Source organism: Pseudozobellia thermophila (assembly GCF_900141855.1).
Taxonomy (GTDB): domain Bacteria; phylum Bacteroidota; class Bacteroidia; order Flavobacteriales; family Flavobacteriaceae; genus Pseudozobellia; species Pseudozobellia thermophila.
The window spans coordinates 756,648-772,227 of the sequence record NZ_FQYU01000001.1 but is presented as its reverse complement, the minus strand read 5'-3'; the positions used below and the strand labels follow the sequence as shown (position 1 = coordinate 772,227).

Annotated in this window: 12 protein-coding genes; 8 read left to right on the top strand and 4 right to left on the bottom strand. The window is 47.7% G+C overall.

The window, feature by feature from the left end:
* Position 1: 1 nt before the first annotated feature.
* Positions 2-658: a metal-dependent transcriptional regulator gene (locus BUB37_RS03330; RefSeq protein ID WP_072988457.1), complete on the bottom strand. Its 657-nt coding sequence runs from the start codon at positions 656-658 to the stop codon at positions 2-4.
* A 101-nt stretch (positions 659-759) separates the two neighbouring features.
* On the opposite strand from BUB37_RS03330, the gene BUB37_RS03325 reads away from it, so the two are divergent.
* On the top strand, positions 760-3,027 hold the full coding sequence (locus BUB37_RS03325; protein ID WP_072988454.1) for a TonB-dependent receptor: 2,268 nt from the start codon (positions 760-762) through the stop codon (positions 3,025-3,027).
* Positions 3,028-3,083: 56 nt separating this feature from the next.
* Positions 3,084-4,241 (top strand): lycopene cyclase family protein, encoded by a 1,158-nt coding sequence (locus BUB37_RS03320; protein ID WP_072988451.1) that lies wholly within the window; start codon positions 3,084-3,086, stop codon positions 4,239-4,241.
* 117 nt (positions 4,242-4,358) lie between these two features.
* Here the strand turns inward: BUB37_RS03320 and BUB37_RS03315 are convergent, their stop codons facing one another.
* The gene (locus BUB37_RS03315; RefSeq protein ID WP_072988448.1) at positions 4,359-5,333 is read right to left on the bottom strand and encodes a polyprenyl synthetase family protein; all 975 of its coding nucleotides are present in this window, start codon (positions 5,331-5,333) and stop codon (positions 4,359-4,361) included.
* Positions 5,334-5,480: 147 nt separating this feature from the next.
* On the opposite strand from BUB37_RS03315, the gene BUB37_RS03310 reads away from it, so the two are divergent.
* From BUB37_RS03310 to BUB37_RS03285, 6 genes are all read left to right on the top strand, one after another.
* Positions 5,481-6,020: an RNA polymerase sigma factor gene (locus tag BUB37_RS03310; protein ID WP_072988446.1), complete on the top strand. Its 540-nt coding sequence runs from the start codon at positions 5,481-5,483 to the stop codon at positions 6,018-6,020.
* A gap of 11 nt (positions 6,021-6,031) precedes the next feature.
* Positions 6,032-6,466 (top strand): magnesium transporter, encoded by a 435-nt coding sequence (locus tag BUB37_RS03305; protein ID WP_072988443.1) that lies wholly within the window; start codon positions 6,032-6,034, stop codon positions 6,464-6,466.
* Between the two features lie 66 nt (positions 6,467-6,532).
* Complete coding sequence (locus BUB37_RS03300) at positions 6,533-7,138, top strand: TetR/AcrR family transcriptional regulator (protein ID WP_072989739.1); 606 nt, start codon at positions 6,533-6,535, stop codon at positions 7,136-7,138.
* Between the two features lies 1 nt (position 7,139).
* Positions 7,140-8,498 (top strand): TolC family protein, encoded by a 1,359-nt coding sequence (locus BUB37_RS03295; RefSeq protein WP_072988440.1) that lies wholly within the window; start codon positions 7,140-7,142, stop codon positions 8,496-8,498.
* Positions 8,499-8,520: 22 nt separating this feature from the next.
* Complete coding sequence (locus tag BUB37_RS03290) at positions 8,521-9,687, top strand: efflux RND transporter periplasmic adaptor subunit (RefSeq protein ID WP_072988437.1); 1,167 nt, start codon at positions 8,521-8,523, stop codon at positions 9,685-9,687.
* 6 nt (positions 9,688-9,693) lie between these two features.
* Complete coding sequence (locus tag BUB37_RS03285; RefSeq protein WP_072988433.1) at positions 9,694-13,191, top strand: efflux RND transporter permease subunit; 3,498 nt, start codon at positions 9,694-9,696, stop codon at positions 13,189-13,191.
* A gap of 127 nt (positions 13,192-13,318) precedes the next feature.
* Here BUB37_RS03285 and BUB37_RS03280 read toward each other — a convergent pair whose 3' ends face one another.
* Entirely contained in the window at positions 13,319-14,095 is a 777-nt protein-coding gene (locus BUB37_RS03280) for a DUF4184 family protein (protein ID WP_072988429.1), read from the bottom strand.
* 156 nt (positions 14,096-14,251) lie between these two features.
* Positions 14,252-15,580, bottom strand: a complete 1,329-nt coding sequence (locus BUB37_RS03275; RefSeq protein WP_072988425.1) for a RagB/SusD family nutrient uptake outer membrane protein — start codon at positions 15,578-15,580, stop codon at positions 14,252-14,254.

Below are 15,580 nucleotides of genomic sequence, written 5' to 3'. Positions count from 1 at the left end.
ATTATTCTGTTATTTTCAAGTATAGGTTAGCCGCTATCTGCTGTGAAATATGTATATCCCTATTTTTTATCTGGATGTGCAACGACCCGTCGAACTCCTCCTTATCCTTGACCGCAATGGTATCGCCCAAGGCAATATTGTTCTTATCGAGAAACTTGAGAAAGGGAGCCGAAGAATCCTTCACCCCTACACAAATGCCGTTGACGCCAATGGGTACCTCGCTCAACAACTTCTTAATGGCCTTCTTAAACTCGCCCTTCTTGGAAGGAATGGGATCGCCATGCGGGTCGACCTGCGGAAAACCCAGGTGTTTGTCCAAACGGTCGATTAGCTTTTCGCTTTTGATGTGCTCCAGCTGTTCGGCTACTTCGTGCACCTCGTCCCACGAAAAATCGAGTTTTTCTACCAAAAAAACCTCCCATAACCGGTGCTTTCTCACCAGGGTCAAGGCCATCTTTTGGCCAAACCCGGTCAGGCTCACTCCCTTGTAGGGCCTGTAATTGACCAGGCCTTTTTCCGAAAGTTTCTTTACCATATCGGTTACCGACGAGGGTTTTGTTTCCATCTTTTCGGCCACCTCGTTGGTCGAGACCGTGTGGTTCTCTCCCTTGCCCAAATGGTAAATGGCCTTTATGTAATCCTCTTCTGAAAGCGTCATACCAATTTATAAATACACAAAAATACATTTTTATAAATAAAAACAAATATTTAGTTTTGTCTAAAAATTTATTTAAGACAAGTAAAATATTTATTTTGATTATGCGAAACCTAACCTTTATGCTATTGACCATCCCCTTTTTGTTTGGCTTCGATCTTGAGGCCCAAGAAAGAAGGATAAAGGGAACGGTAACGGATGGGGCGTTTCCCGTGCCCTTTGCCAATATCTATTTGGTCGGTACCGCCCTTGGAACAACTTCAAACGAAGCGGGCACCTTTACCTTAAACCACATCCCCCCGGGCGAATACCAACTCAGGGTAAAGGTATTGGGTTACCGGCCCTACAAGGAAACAATCGACCTGAGAAGACCTGGCCTTCTAAAACTGGACATTGTTTTGAACGCAACTGCGGAACAATTGGAGGAAACGGTGGTGACCGGTACGCTAAAAGCGGTCAGCCGCTCCGAAAGTCCGGTTCCCGTGGAAGTTTACAGCCCTACCTTCCTTAAGAAAAACCCGACCGCCAATATTTTTGAGGCCCTCCAGAACGTCAACGGGGTTCGCCCCCAGATCAATTGCAACGTTTGCAATACCGGTGATATACACATCAACGGTTTGGAAGGGCCCTATACCTTGGTTCTCATTGATGGGATGCCCATCGTAAGTGGCCTGGGAACGGTCTACGGATTGTCGGGCATCCCCAATTCCCTTATTGAACAGATCGAAATCGTAAAGGGTCCGGCCTCGAGCCTATACGGAAGCGAAGCTGTTGGGGGCCTCATCAATATCATTACAAAAAACAGCTTGGACGCGCCCGATCTTTCGATAGACGCCTTTGCAACGGGTTGGGGAGAGTATAACCTTGATGCAGGGGCCAAAATCAATTTCGGCACCAAGACGGACATGCTGCTCGGCGTCAATTACTTTAACTACGATGAAAGAATCGACAACAACGGGGACAACTTTACCGACCTGACCTTGCAGGACCGGGTTTCCGTTTTCCAAAAGTGGAGCTTTCACCGCAACAAATCGCGCATCTTTTCGCTTGCAGGACGCTATTTTTACGAAGACCGGTGGGGAGGGGAACTCCAATGGATACCCGAATACAGGGGAGGCGACGAAATTTACGGCGAAAGTATCTACACCCGGCGCTGGGAAGTCTTGGGCAAATACCAACTCCCCTTCGACGAAAAACTCATGCTCTCCTTTTCCTACAACGATCACAACCAGAATTCCGTCTACGGCGATGTACCCTATCTGGCCGATCAACGTATCGGTTTCGGCCAACTTACCTGGGACAGGACCATCAAGGGCCACGACCTACTGCTGGGCACTTCCTTGCGCTACAATTATTACGACGACAACACCCCGGCCACCGAAGTGGCCGACGAAGTGCTTATTCCGAGTATATTTTTTCAGGATGAAATGGAGTTGTCGAAAAACCACTCGCTGTTGCTCGGCCTTAGATACGATCACGATAAGCGACACGGAAACATCCTTACCCCTAGGGCCGCCTATCGCTGGCGCTTGGGCGACAACGACATCCTCCGCTTTAACGCCGGCACCGGATTTCGGGTGGTCAATCTCTTCACCGAAGAACATGCGGCCCTTACCGGAGCCCGCGACGTGGTGGTTACCGAAGAACTGAAGCCCGAACGTTCGATCAACTTCAACCTGAACTACCTAAAAAAGATATATACCGACAAGGGTGCCTTTTTCAGCCTCGATGCCTCGCTCTTCCACACCCGCTTCAGCAACGCCATCCTACCCGATTACGATACCCATCCCGATCAAATCATCTACGACAACCTAAAGGGCCGATCCATATCACAAGGGATTAGTGCCAACATAGACGGGGTATTCCCCAATGGGCTCAAATTTCTTCTTGGGGCCACCGTACAAGATGTAAGCCAAACAGAAAACGGCACAAAGCAAAGGCAAATTTTGACCGAAAGCTTTACAGGAACCTGGGGCGTTACCTACAGTTTTCGTTCCATACAACTGGCTATCGACTACACCGGTAATCTTTATGGCCCCATGCGATTGCCCGTTCTTGGCGAGCAGGATCCAAGAAAGGACCAATCCCCTACCTGGAGCATTCAAAACATACAGTTTACCTATTCGGGACTGGATAATTTCGAAATCTATGGAGGTATTAAAAACCTTTTGGATTGGACACCCAACCGGGGCAACCCCTTTATCATCGCCAGGGCGAACGACCCCTTTGACAAAAATGTCGACTACGGGCCCAACGGGGATGTGTTGGCCACCGCCGATAATCCCTACGCCCTAACCTTCGACCCTTCGTATGTCTATGGGCCCAACCAAGGACTAAGGGGGTTTCTCGGCCTTAGATACCGCCTCGACTAAAACCGTGGTCTTCTTTAGTTTACCTACTTTTGGAAATAATACACCACGACCCTGACATGAACAAGCTTCATTTCGATTACATCATCATAGGTGCCGGTGCGGCCGGCCTTATGCTGGCACGTGCCATGGCGGAAGATGCCTATTTTTCGAACATGTCCATCCTGGTGTTGGACAAAGACCAAAAAAAGGAAAATGACCGCACCTGGTGTTTCTGGGAAAAAGGGCCGGGACAGTTCGATCCATTGGTGTCCCGCAGTTGGGACCAGATCTGTTTTAAGGGCCGAAAAACCTCGGAGCAATTTAATATAGCCCCTTACCGCTATAAGATGGTCAGGGGAATCGATTTTTATACGGAATACTTAAAGGCCCTAAAGAACACACACAACCTTGACCTAAGGTATGAGGAAGTAATCGAGGTGAATGACACGGGCACATCCGTAACGGTTAAAACGGACCAAAACGACTACACCGCCTCAAAGGTGTTCAACAGCATATTCAACCTGAAAGAAGCGAAAAAACAAACAAAATATCCTGTACTCCAACAACATTTCGTCGGTTGGCGCATCAAAACAGACCGACCGGTATTTAATTCGGAAACCGTTACCTATATGGACTTTTCCGTGCCTCAAAAAGGGAACACCCGTTTTATGTACCTACTGCCCCTATCGAACAACGAAGCCTTGGTAGAATACACCCTATTCTCGAAAGACCTATTGCCAAGGAAAGTGTACGAACAGGCCATCGAGACCTATATCGACAACAAGCTCGGCCGCCCCCAATATGAAATAATCGAAAGGGAGGAAGGTCGTATCCCCATGACCTGCTACGACTTTGCGCAACATAACACCCGGCATATCTTACACATAGGCACGGCTGGGGGATGGGCCAAGCCCAGTACCGGCTACGCCTTTATGCCCACTGCAAAAAAAATACCGATTGTTATTGAAGATTTAAAGAGGGGCAAACCCCTAAACTCGATCCGTTTTAAAAACCGTTTTTGGTACTACGACCTGCTTCTATTGGATGTTCTCTTCCACCACAATCAAAAAGGGCACTTGGTTTTCGAGTCCCTCTTCAAAAACGTTTCGCCCCGATCAATTCTTAAATTCCTGGACGAAGAAACCACCTTGCTCGAAGACCTCAGGGTAATCTGGGGCTGCCCGAAGCCTATTTTTATTAGAATCTTGGGTGCTAGATTGCAATATCGGCAATAACATAACGATTCATGGCTAATCTCATATCCCTCAGGCCAAGGGAAAAAGGCAATTCGTTTTGGCCCTAAGCAGCAAGACGCTTAGGGGGTTTATCGGTCGAATGGGAACACCTCCCGTTTACACCTTTCTGACCATTAAACTTTCCCCAAAACTTCGCAGCAGCGACTTGTTATCGGCCGAAATTTTAAGTTTGTCCAAAATAGCAAAGGCCCGATTGGAATAGTCAAAAATGGCACTTTGCGTTCGTTGCGCCGAACCGCTTTCCTTAAAAATATCCTTTATAGTGGCTATTTTGGCCGAAGGGTCCTTAGGTTGGATCGAAAACAGGTCCAACAACTCCTTTTTCTGTTGTGCGGTCCCGTGCAACAATACATTGAGGTAGAGATATGTTTTCTTGTTCTCTATAATATCCCCTCCTACCTGCTTGCCAAAGGTCTCAGGGTCGCCAAAGGCATCGAGGTAATCGTCTTGAAGCTGGAACGCAATCCCCAGGTTCAGGCCAAAACGATAAATTTCATTTTGGTCGCTTTGGTCGGCCCCGGCAACTATTCCGCCCATTTTTAAGGCGGCAGCAATTAAAACTGCGGTCTTGTACTCTATCATGGTAAGGTATTCGGACAAGGTTACATCATCCCTACTTTCAAAATCAATATCGTACTGCTGTCCCTCGCAAACCTTTAGGGCCGTCTCACTGAACAACTTCGCCAAATCCTTAAAAATATCGGAAGGGTAATTCTCGAACAATTGGTAGGCCGTAATGAGCATGGCATCGCCCGATAGGATTCCCGTATTTACGTCCCATTTTTCATGAACGGTCGCCTTGCCCCTTCGAAGGGGCGCATCGTCCATGATATCGTCGTGCACCAATGAAAAGTTGTGAAAGATCTCGATGGCCAATGCCGCGTCCAAGGCCTTGTTGTAATCCTTTCCGAAAACCTCGGTAGCGACCAGGGTCAGGACGGGCCGTAAGCGTTTACCCCCAAGTCCCAATATATACGATATGGGTGCATAGAGGTTTTGAGGCTCCCTGTCAATGGTCTTGTTCCCAAGATAGGATATAAACTCTTTTCGGTAAAAATCGATGGACTGCATCAGGCGGTTTTTTCCAAAAATACATCCATTTTATGAATTCCAGACCTTGCTTTCTCCTCCTATCCCAAAAAAAATACATGTAAAAATGCAATAGATTTGAAAACCTTCGTCTATAGATATGGAGATCGACCGAACAAATGTCCGTAAATGAGCTCAGAGACAGACAACTATAATAAATTGGCCAGCTTTTTCAGCGAAGAATACCGCTCGCTCAAGGTTTACGCGCAATCCCGTATCGACGATACGGTCGACCGCGACGCGGAGGATATCGTTCAGGAAGTTGCCGTTAATATTTTCTCGAGGGCCAGTACCACCCTGCCCATTGAAAACATTGCGGGCTTCGTATACCGATCGATCAGAAACAAGGTGGTTGACATCATGAGAAATAAAAAAAAGGTACGTGACCACAACGATCCTGAAAAACTGATCACGAACCTGGGCGAACACCTGTACGAAGAAACGGAACAGGTCTTTTCGGACCAAATGGCGGACGAGCTTAAAACCGCCATTGCCAATCTCAAACCCGCATACAGGGAGATCATCGTCGCCATAGACCTTGAGGGCTATACTTATAAGGAAATCGCCCTTGAAACCGGTATTCCCGAAGGTACCCTGATGTCGAGAAGGCACAGGGCCCTATCCCTCTTGTTCAAGGCACTTGAAAAGAAAAAACAAAATATTCATTAAAAATTTTGATCATGAAAAATTATATGGAACATCAGGTAAAATCGACCACCGAAAAAATTCTGAAGAAAATCGTCAAGGTATTCTTTGTCGGAATATTGATCATCGCCTTTCTGCTGGCCTTCGGCTACGGGTTTATGTGGCTCTGGAACTGGCTAATGCCCGATATATTCGGACTCACCGTTATTAGTTACTGGCAAGCCGTCGGCATTTTGGTTCTCGCCAAAATCCTATTCGGGGGCTTCGGAAACAGCGGCTCTGGAAAAAAAGGCAAGAACAAGGGAAAAAGATGTAAAAGCCCCGACAAACTGAAGTTTGGAAGAGATTTCTCAAAATGGAAACACTATGAAAGCTTTTGGGAAGAAGAGGGAGAAAAGGCTTACAACGACTACGTTTCGAGAAAGATGGGCCAAACCGGGGACCAAGGCCAACCCCGCCAACAATGTTAATAAAATGTAAAACTTTAGAAACTTTTTATGTTTCTAAAGTTTCCAGATCTATCTTTGCCCCTCGTTATGAAGGAAAAAATTTTAGAAAAGGCCGCCAATATGTTTTTGACCTATGGTTTCAAAAGCGTTACCATGGACGACCTGGCCCATGAAATGGGAATATCAAAAAAAACCATTTATGCCAATTTCGAGAACAAGACCAAATTGGTAAAGGAATGTACCCATCAACTCGGGTGTAACATATCAAGGGGTATTGACCAGATATGCGCACTCAACAAAAACCCCATAGAAGAACTCTACGACATCAAAAAATTTGTGATGGGCTTTCTAAAAGACGAAAAATCATCGCCCCAATACCAGCTTCAGAAGTACTATCCCCGCATATTCTCCGACATGCGCGAAAAACAATACGAAGTCATGAAAGACTGCGTAGTCGACAATATCAAAAGAGGTTTGGAGCAGGGTATTTACCGTGAGAACCTGAACGTAGAGTTCATTTCCCGGATTTACTATGTATGCGGTACCAGCATTAAAGACCACAGGTTGTTTCCGCCCAGTGAATTTTCGCCATCGTCCCTTATGGACGATTTTCTCGAATACCACCTTCGGGGCATCGTTACGCCCAAAGGCCGAAAGATCCTAAATGAAATCATCAACTCAAATCAAGAATAGAATGCAAAAATATATCCTCGCATGCTTCACATTCTTTGCAGCCCTAACTGCATTTTCGCAAGAACAGGTCGAGCAAACCTATAGTTTTACCTTGGACGAAGCCATAGATTTTGCCCTGGAAAACAATTATAGCGCCATCAATGCCAACAGGGACCTGATCGATGCCCGCAAACAAAAATGGGAAACCATTGCCGATGGCCTGCCCCAAATCAACGGGTCGGTCAGCTATCAAAACCAATTGAAACAGCCGGTCTCATTATTGCCCGCAGAGTTTATCGGCGGTCAATCGGGCGAGTTTGTCCCCGTAGTGTTCAGCCAACCCCAACAACTTACCGCAACGGCCACATTGACCCAAAAAATATTCGATGGCTCCTACATTGTAGGGGTACAGGCAACCAAGGCCTTTTTGAGCTACAGTGCCAACAACGAGGAAAAGACGGACCAAGAAGTAAGAAAGGCAGTGGTCGAGGCCTATGGAAACGTTCTTCTTGCGCAAGAAAGTGTTGCTATTTTCGAAAAGAACAAGGCCACCCTCGAAGAAAACCTCTTTGAGACGCAGAAGTTGTTCGAGAACGGCCTTACCGATGAGGAGAGCGTTGAGCAATTGCAAATTACCCTTTCATCGGTTGACAATCAGTTAAAAAACGCCAAACGTTTGGAAAACATTACCCGCCAAATGTTGAACTTGGTTATGGGCCTGGCCATTGATGCCCCTACCCAATTGGAAGAAAACCTAGACGACCTGGCCGTAAGGCAAATCGATTTTCAGCTGATGGAAACCGATTTTAACATCGAGAACAACGTCGACTACAAAATAGCCATCAACCTGACCGAACAGCGTTTTTTTGAATTGAAGTTGGCCAAAAGCCGCGCCCTGCCGATACTCACATCCTTTTTGAACTACGGCAGCGCCTCTTACTCCAATTCCTTCGACTTCTTCAACGGCGACCAAGAGTGGTACGATTCGTCCATATTGGGGCTCGACCTTACCATCCCCATATTCAGTTCCGGAAAAAGAAGTGCCGGTACCGCACGGGCAAAAATAGCCCTCGATAAGGCCCAAACCCAATTATCGGAGGCCGAGGAACAAATCAGGCTTCAGTTGGAGTCGGCCAAAAGCGAGTATATCCTGGCCATCGAAGAGTATAATACCGCCAAGGAGAACCTCCGTCTTGCCGAACGTATAGAGAACAAAAACCAAGTGAAATATTCCGAGGGCCTGGCCAGTAGTTTTGAATTAAGGCAGGCACAAACCCAATTATACGACGCCCAACAAGGTTATTTACAATCCATGGTGGAGGTAATCAACAAAAAAACCGCCTTGGAGCTTATCTTGAACGACCCAAAATCGAAACTTTAGAACAACACAACAACCTTTAAAGATGAAAAAAATATTATACATCGCCGCCGCCATTTTAACCGTCTCCGCGTGTGGCAGCAAAGAACAGTCCGTAGAAAGCCTCATAGCACAGGGCGACCTCAATGCCCTAAGAGCGAAGAAGAGCGAAATCTCGGAACAGCAAAAATTGATAGAGGCCCAGATCAGACTGCTCGATTCTGCCATCGCCACCCAAAGTGGCAGCGAAAAACTGTCCTTGGTGAGTACCATCGAGGCATCGGCCCAAAAATTCGACCATTTTTTGGAGCTCCAAGGCGATGTCAGCACCAAACAAAACGTATTGATATATCCTGAAATGGCTGGTACCCTTCAACGCGTCTATGTTAAAGAGGGGCAGCGGGTCTCCAAGGGACAGATTCTGGCCACCATCGACGACGGGGGCATGAGCAGTCAACTATCCCAACTAAAGACCCAAGCCGCACTGGCCAAAACCACTTACGAGCGTAGAAAAAGGCTTTGGGAGCAAAAAATAGGTTCCGAAATCGAATATTTGGCCGCCAAGACCGAATACGAGGCCGCCCAAGATGCCATAAAGCAAGCCGAAAGCCAACTGGGAAAATCTACCATAAGGGCCCCTTTCTCGGGCATCATCGACGATGTGATCAAAGATCAGGGCACCGTAGTTTCGCCTGGCCCGGGTTCAGAGGTGTTCCGCATAGTCAACCTTTCCGATATGTACATCGAGGTAGATGTGCCCGAAACCTATCTAGGGTCAATTTCCAAAGGCAAGGAAGCCATCGTTTATTTTCCGGTGCTCGGCGATAGTGTCGTTACGAAAATACGCCAAACGGGCAACTTCATCAATCCGGCAAACCGATCGTTCAGTGTAGAAATCCCTGTACCGAACAAAGAGGGCAAAATCAAGCCCAATCTGACGGCCAAGGTCAACCTCAACGATTACACCAACGAAAACGCCATTCTCATCCCATCGAGTATCATCTCGGAGAATGCCGAGGGCGACCAGTATGTATTCGTTGCCGAATCGACCGGATCCGAAAACGAGGCGGTCGCAAGAAAAACCATCATTACCACCGGAAAAACCCAAAACGGAACGGTAGAGGTGCTCACCGGACTCGAGGACGGAAACCAAATTATCATGGAAGGCGCACGGAGCGTAAAAGACGGCCAGAAAGTAAAAATCATAAACTAGAGATCGATGAGCAAAATAAAGAAAAACGCCGACAAGGAATTTAAGATGGCTTCCTGGGCCATCGACAATCCCTCGGTCATCTATGTAATGATCGGTATCTTTCTGTGGCTAGGTTTTAGCGCCTATATGGCCATGCCCAGGGAAGATTTCCCCGAAATCGTCGAAACCAAGATCTATATCAGTACGCCCTATCCCGGCAATACCGCCGAAGATATCGAAAGGCTGATCACCGACCCCCTCGAAGACCGCCTTAAGAACGTGAGCAACGTGGTAGAGATTACCTCCACCTCCCAAGAGGATTATGCCATCATTACGGTTGAATTTGACGAGGAAATCACCGTTGAACAGGCCAAGCAAAAGGTCAAGGACGAAGTGGATGCCGAAAAGGCGAGCGAAGACTGGCCCACCTTTAACGGAGCCAAGGTAGAACCCAACGTTTTCGACCTCAACTTTTCGGAGGAGGTTCCTATAATGAACATCAATTTTACCGGAGATTATCCCGTAGAAAAATTAAAGGAATTCGCCGAATACCTCCAAGACGAAATAGAAGACCTCCCCGAGATCAAACAGGCCGACATCCGCGGTGCCCAGGAAAAAGAAGTGGAAGTAGCCGTCGACATTTATAAGATGATGGCGGCAAAGGTCAGCTTTCAGGATGTAATCAACTCCATCTCCAACGGCAACATGACCATGTCCGCCGGCAACCTGAAGACAAGCGGCCAGCGTAGAACCATTCGCATTCTGGGCGAAATCGAGGAGCCCAAGGAGCTTGAGAACTTCGTCGTAAAATCGGACGGAGGCGCGGTATACCTGAAAGATATTGCCACCGTAAGCTTCGAAGAGCAGGACAAAACCACGTACGCCCGTGAGTTTGGCAACAACGTGGTGATGCTCGACGTAAAAAAACGGGCCGGAAGGAACGCCATATCGGCAGCCGACCAGATCAAGGAAATAGTCAAGAAAGAACAGGAAAATTATTTTCCCCCGGACCTGCACATCTCGATAGCCAACGACTCGTCGACACGAACCTTGAACCAAGTAGACGACTTGGTCAACAACATCATCTTCGGGATTATCTTGGTAGTTACCGTACTTATGTTCTTTTTGGGCTTTAGAAATGCCCTTTTCGTAGGATTCGCCATCCCCATGTCGATGTTCATGTCTTTCGTGATCCTATCGTGGTTGGGCTACACCTTGAATACCATGATCCTTTTCGGAATGATCATGGGATTGGGGATGCTGGTAGACAATGGTATCGTGGTCGTAGAAAATGTCTATAGGTTAATGGACGAGGGCATGTCGCGTGCCGAAGCTGCCAAAAAAGGTATAGGTGAAATCGCCTTTCCCATAATTATCTCTACGGCCACCACCGTAGCGGCATTCGTCCCGCTTGGCCTATGGCCGGGTATCTTCGGGCAGTTTATGATCTATTTCCCCATTACCCTTTCGGTAGTTCTTGGTTCCTCGCTTTTCGTGGCCATCTTTATGAACTCGATGTTGGTCTCGCAATTTATGAGTACCGACGAAAAGGAGCTGACCAAAAAGCAGCTGATTCGCCTCTCGTTGATATTGGGCGGGTTCGGTATTTTAATCTTGCTCTTTGGCGGGGCCCTACGAGGTCTTGGATCCGTACTGATCTTAACGGGCATTATGTTCTGGGTCTACAAATACGTAATCAAGGGCGCGGCTCAAACCTTCCAACGAAAAACCATGGCGCGTTTTGAGAATTGGTATGAAAAGAGGCTCAAGCACGCCTTAAGGGGCAGCAATGTCTACTGGTATTTTGGCCTTACGTTTTTAATGCTCATCGGGGTATTTATGCTGTTCGGCGGGTCTCTTGGAAGCGGCCGCACAAAGGTTGAGTTTTTCCCCGACAACAAGCCCAACGAAATTTATGTGTATATCGAATACCCGCAAGGAACCTCTATTGAAAAAACCAACGAGATTACCAAGGAAATAGAAAACCGGGTCTACGAGGTTTTGGACGACCCGAGCTACAAGAAGAACGGGAAAAACTTTATGGTCACCTCGGCCGTGTCGGTAGTCGGTGAAGGAGCAGGAAACCCCTTGACCGACGGGGGTTCATCGGCGGAAATGCCGCATAAGGGAAAACTCACCGTCAACTTTAGCGAATACAAATACCGCGAAGGCATCAATACCGAGGACATCCGTGCCGAGGTTCAGTCTGCCTTGGAGGGCATTTACCCCGGGGTGGCCATTTCGGTCGAAAAAGACGTAAACGGCCCGCCAGCGGGCTATCCCATCAACATCGAACTCGAAGGAAACGATTACGACGAACTGATCAACACCGCAGAAAACATCAGGAACTTTATCAACACCAAGAACATTGCGGGCATCGAAGAGTTGAAGATCGATGTAAACAAGGGCAAACCTTCGATGGAGGTCGTCGTCGACAGGAAAAAGGCGGGCGAGCTCGGGGTCTCCGTGGGCCAGGTAGGGAGCCAATTAAGGCGCTCCTTGTTCGGTGAAAAAGCCGGGGTGTACAAGGAGGATGGCGACGACTACGACATAAACGTCCGATTTAATGAAAAACTGAGGTACAACAAAAGTGCGCTGTTCAACCAGAACATCATCTTTAGGGATGCGGCCACCGGACAAATCAAGGAAATACCCGTTTCCGCCGTGGCCATCGAGAAAAACACCTCGGCCTTCAGCGCCATAAAACACAGGGACGGCAAAAGGGTCGTTACCGTCTATTCGGGACTCAAGCCCGGCTTTACCGATGCCGGGGCCATTGTTTCCGAGATCCAGAAAGAAATGGAAAACTTTAGCGGGCTGCCCCAATCCATTAAAATCGACTATACCGGTCAATTGGAGGAACAGAACAAACAGCAAATGTTCTTGATCGGGGCGTTTTTCTCGGGCTTGGGACTAATCATGTTGATATTGATCTTTCAGTTCGGGGGCATATCCAAGCCACTCATCATCATGATCGCCATTTTCTTGAGTTTCATCGGTGTTTTTGGTGGATTGATGATTACAGGTTGGTCCTTTGTTATCATGATGACCATGATGGGCATAATCTCCCTCGCCGGAATCGTGGTGAACAACGGGGTGGTCTTGTTGGACTATACCCAGATCTTGGTAGACCGTAAAAAGGTGAAGCTCGGTATGGACGACAGCGACCTACTCAGCCTCGATGAGGTTACCGATACCATTGTCAGGGGAGGCAAAGCGAGGTTGCGACCCGTAATATTGACCGCCATTACCACCGTTTTAGGCCTGATTCCGTTGGCCATTGGGCTGAACATCGATTTCTTTTCGCTCTTTTCCGAATTCAACCCCCATATTTATATGGGAGGAGACAATGTCGTGTTCTGGGGCCCCTTGGCGTGGACGGTCATTTTTGGCCTATTGGTGGCCACGTTCCTTACCTTGATCATAGTACCCGTACTTTTCAACATTGTATACCGGATCAAGATAGCCCTTAGGGGCACCAAAAAAGAAGGTCCTAAAGAAGAACCCGTGGAAGCTGTCGTTTAAACGGGATGCAAATCCACGAAAAAGCCCCGAAGTTAACTTCGGGGCTTTTTCGCTTCTGGACCAGACCTTAAAGGTAAGCTGACCGAAGTTCGTCCAATTTTTAGGCGGGGGCCAACTACCGAGCTTTTTACCGCTTGCCACTGTGGTGCCCTACTTCTACGTTTACCGGCTTCACCTGACGCGCCCTACCTTTGTTAAATGCATTCAACCTGTCAAGAACTGAGGCCGCCACCAAGCCAATCATAAATGCGCTTAAGGAGCACACCACCCATTCTTCGAAATAGAATCGCTGAACTTCCCTAAACCTAAAGAACAAAACAACGACGGCTACGGCCCCCACTATCGCCCAATAGGCCATCTTCCTTTTATCGGAGGGATAAAGGTCTTTAAAGGGCAATTTTCGAAAGAAGAGCCATAGGGCCCAAGCGCCCAAAAGGCTAAAGCCATACTGCAAGACATGGTACAGGGGAACGCCCATTACCGGGGTTGCGAGAAAGCCTATCCATTCAACGAAAATACCGTGTTGGTGGGTAAAGGCATCCCAGAACAAGTGGCCGAGGTTGCCCAACAGGATCGAGAGCATTACCTTGACGATATTTTTTCTAAAATACCCGTTCCAATTAAAGTACAGGTAAGACCTCAGGCGTTTTTCAAAATACCCCGGCAGATTCAAGATCATGCTCTTTCTTACGACATTGTGAAACAGGAACAGGAGGCCAATGGACAAGGGCAGGTTCAACCAGAACATGGATGAAATGTCATGGCCATATACTACGCTGGTCTTCATCAAAAGAATGAACTCAAAATCAGGAACCATACTTCCCATAATGAGTCCCGATGCCGAAAAATAACGATTTTTCAGAAGCGGAATAATCAGTGCGGGATGTGATCCAGTAAAGGGCATAGCATTAAATTAATCAAGAATACCTAACATTGTCAAGACTACAACGTTAGGTATTCCAAAATTAATATGCAGAAAGCTATCTTTATTAAAAAATTAAGAACTAAAACGCCCTTATCCGGTCTATTGAGGCCGTCAGCTTGAGGTCTGCCCTTTTAATTATTGGTTCTCTGTCAAGGGAATCGGGAACATCGCGAAGACATCGTCATCGGGTCGTGCCAGTGGTAGTTCGTCGAGCCTATCGAACCTGCGCATATCGATCCAACGATGGCCTTCGGCAAAGAGCGAATACCTTCTTTGCATCAACATTTCGTCGGTCAATGAATTTTCATCCGTTGCCCCGGTATAGGCCCCCAAACCGGCACTTTCCCTGATAATGTTCAGGGCATTCACCGCTTCCGTCGGATCAACGGCAATATTGGCCTCGGCATACAGTAAAATCAGCTCCTCGTTTCTGATAATGGGTATGACGTCCGAATTCGATTGATACCTGAACACGATATGGTCGCCCACCAAATCGTCCAAGGTTACGGGAGCTTCCAGTTGTACGATTTTCGAAAGACGGCCATCCCCGGCCATTGCATCGGAAATAAATGAAGGCTCCACGATACGTGCCTGGGCCGCCGTAGTTCCGTTCGCCGAAATAAACATGGGGTTTACGAGGCTATTCTGATCTTCACTAAAGTTGTAATAGACTCCCGTATCCATATCTTGCGGGTCCAAGTTCAGGAAAGAATCCTCGAGAAAGGACAGTACCGCCTCATTGTCTCCTTGATAGGCCGCCACCCGGGCGGCTATGGCATTGTTCACCTGTAAAAAAGTGGAAGGCGTATCAAAGCCCGCGAACCCCGATGGAAATATAAAGGAAAAGGCTTCCCCCCCATTGGCAAGGTCGGTCGCTCCCTCCTCGAGAAAAGAACGGATACCGGCCAAGGCCTCAGTTTTGGAAACGAAGGGCCCCAAATTGTTGGCATCCGAGACGTCAAGGCGAATTCCATTTTCATCGGTCAAATTAAGGTTCAACAATAATTCATAGGCAATAAAGGTCTTGGCCAAGCCCCTGGCGGCGGACACCTCCTGATCGGTAAACTGAGCCGAAAGGTCTTGCGAACCCAAAAAATCGAGTATTAAATTGCCGTTCTTTACCGTTCGGTAACGTGCACTCCACGGATTGGTGATATAGAAGGTATTGTTATCCAAGATAGCACTGCCCCCGCCCAGCAGATCCGTAGTGAAACGCGGATCCGAACCGGAGAAACGAAACCACTCCCTACCGATGACACCGGTATCGTCCAAGTAAGTTCCGATATTCACGCGAGAGCTGTAAAAAAGCCCCCCGACCAGGTCTTGCAGATCGCCCCTGGTGAGATTGTCCTCAAAGGCATCGACCTCGGCATTGTTCAGGTCTGAGAATTCTTGTACCTCACACGATACCATTACGGCGGCAACCGAGGCAAAAACCAAAAATTTATATATATATTCTTTCAT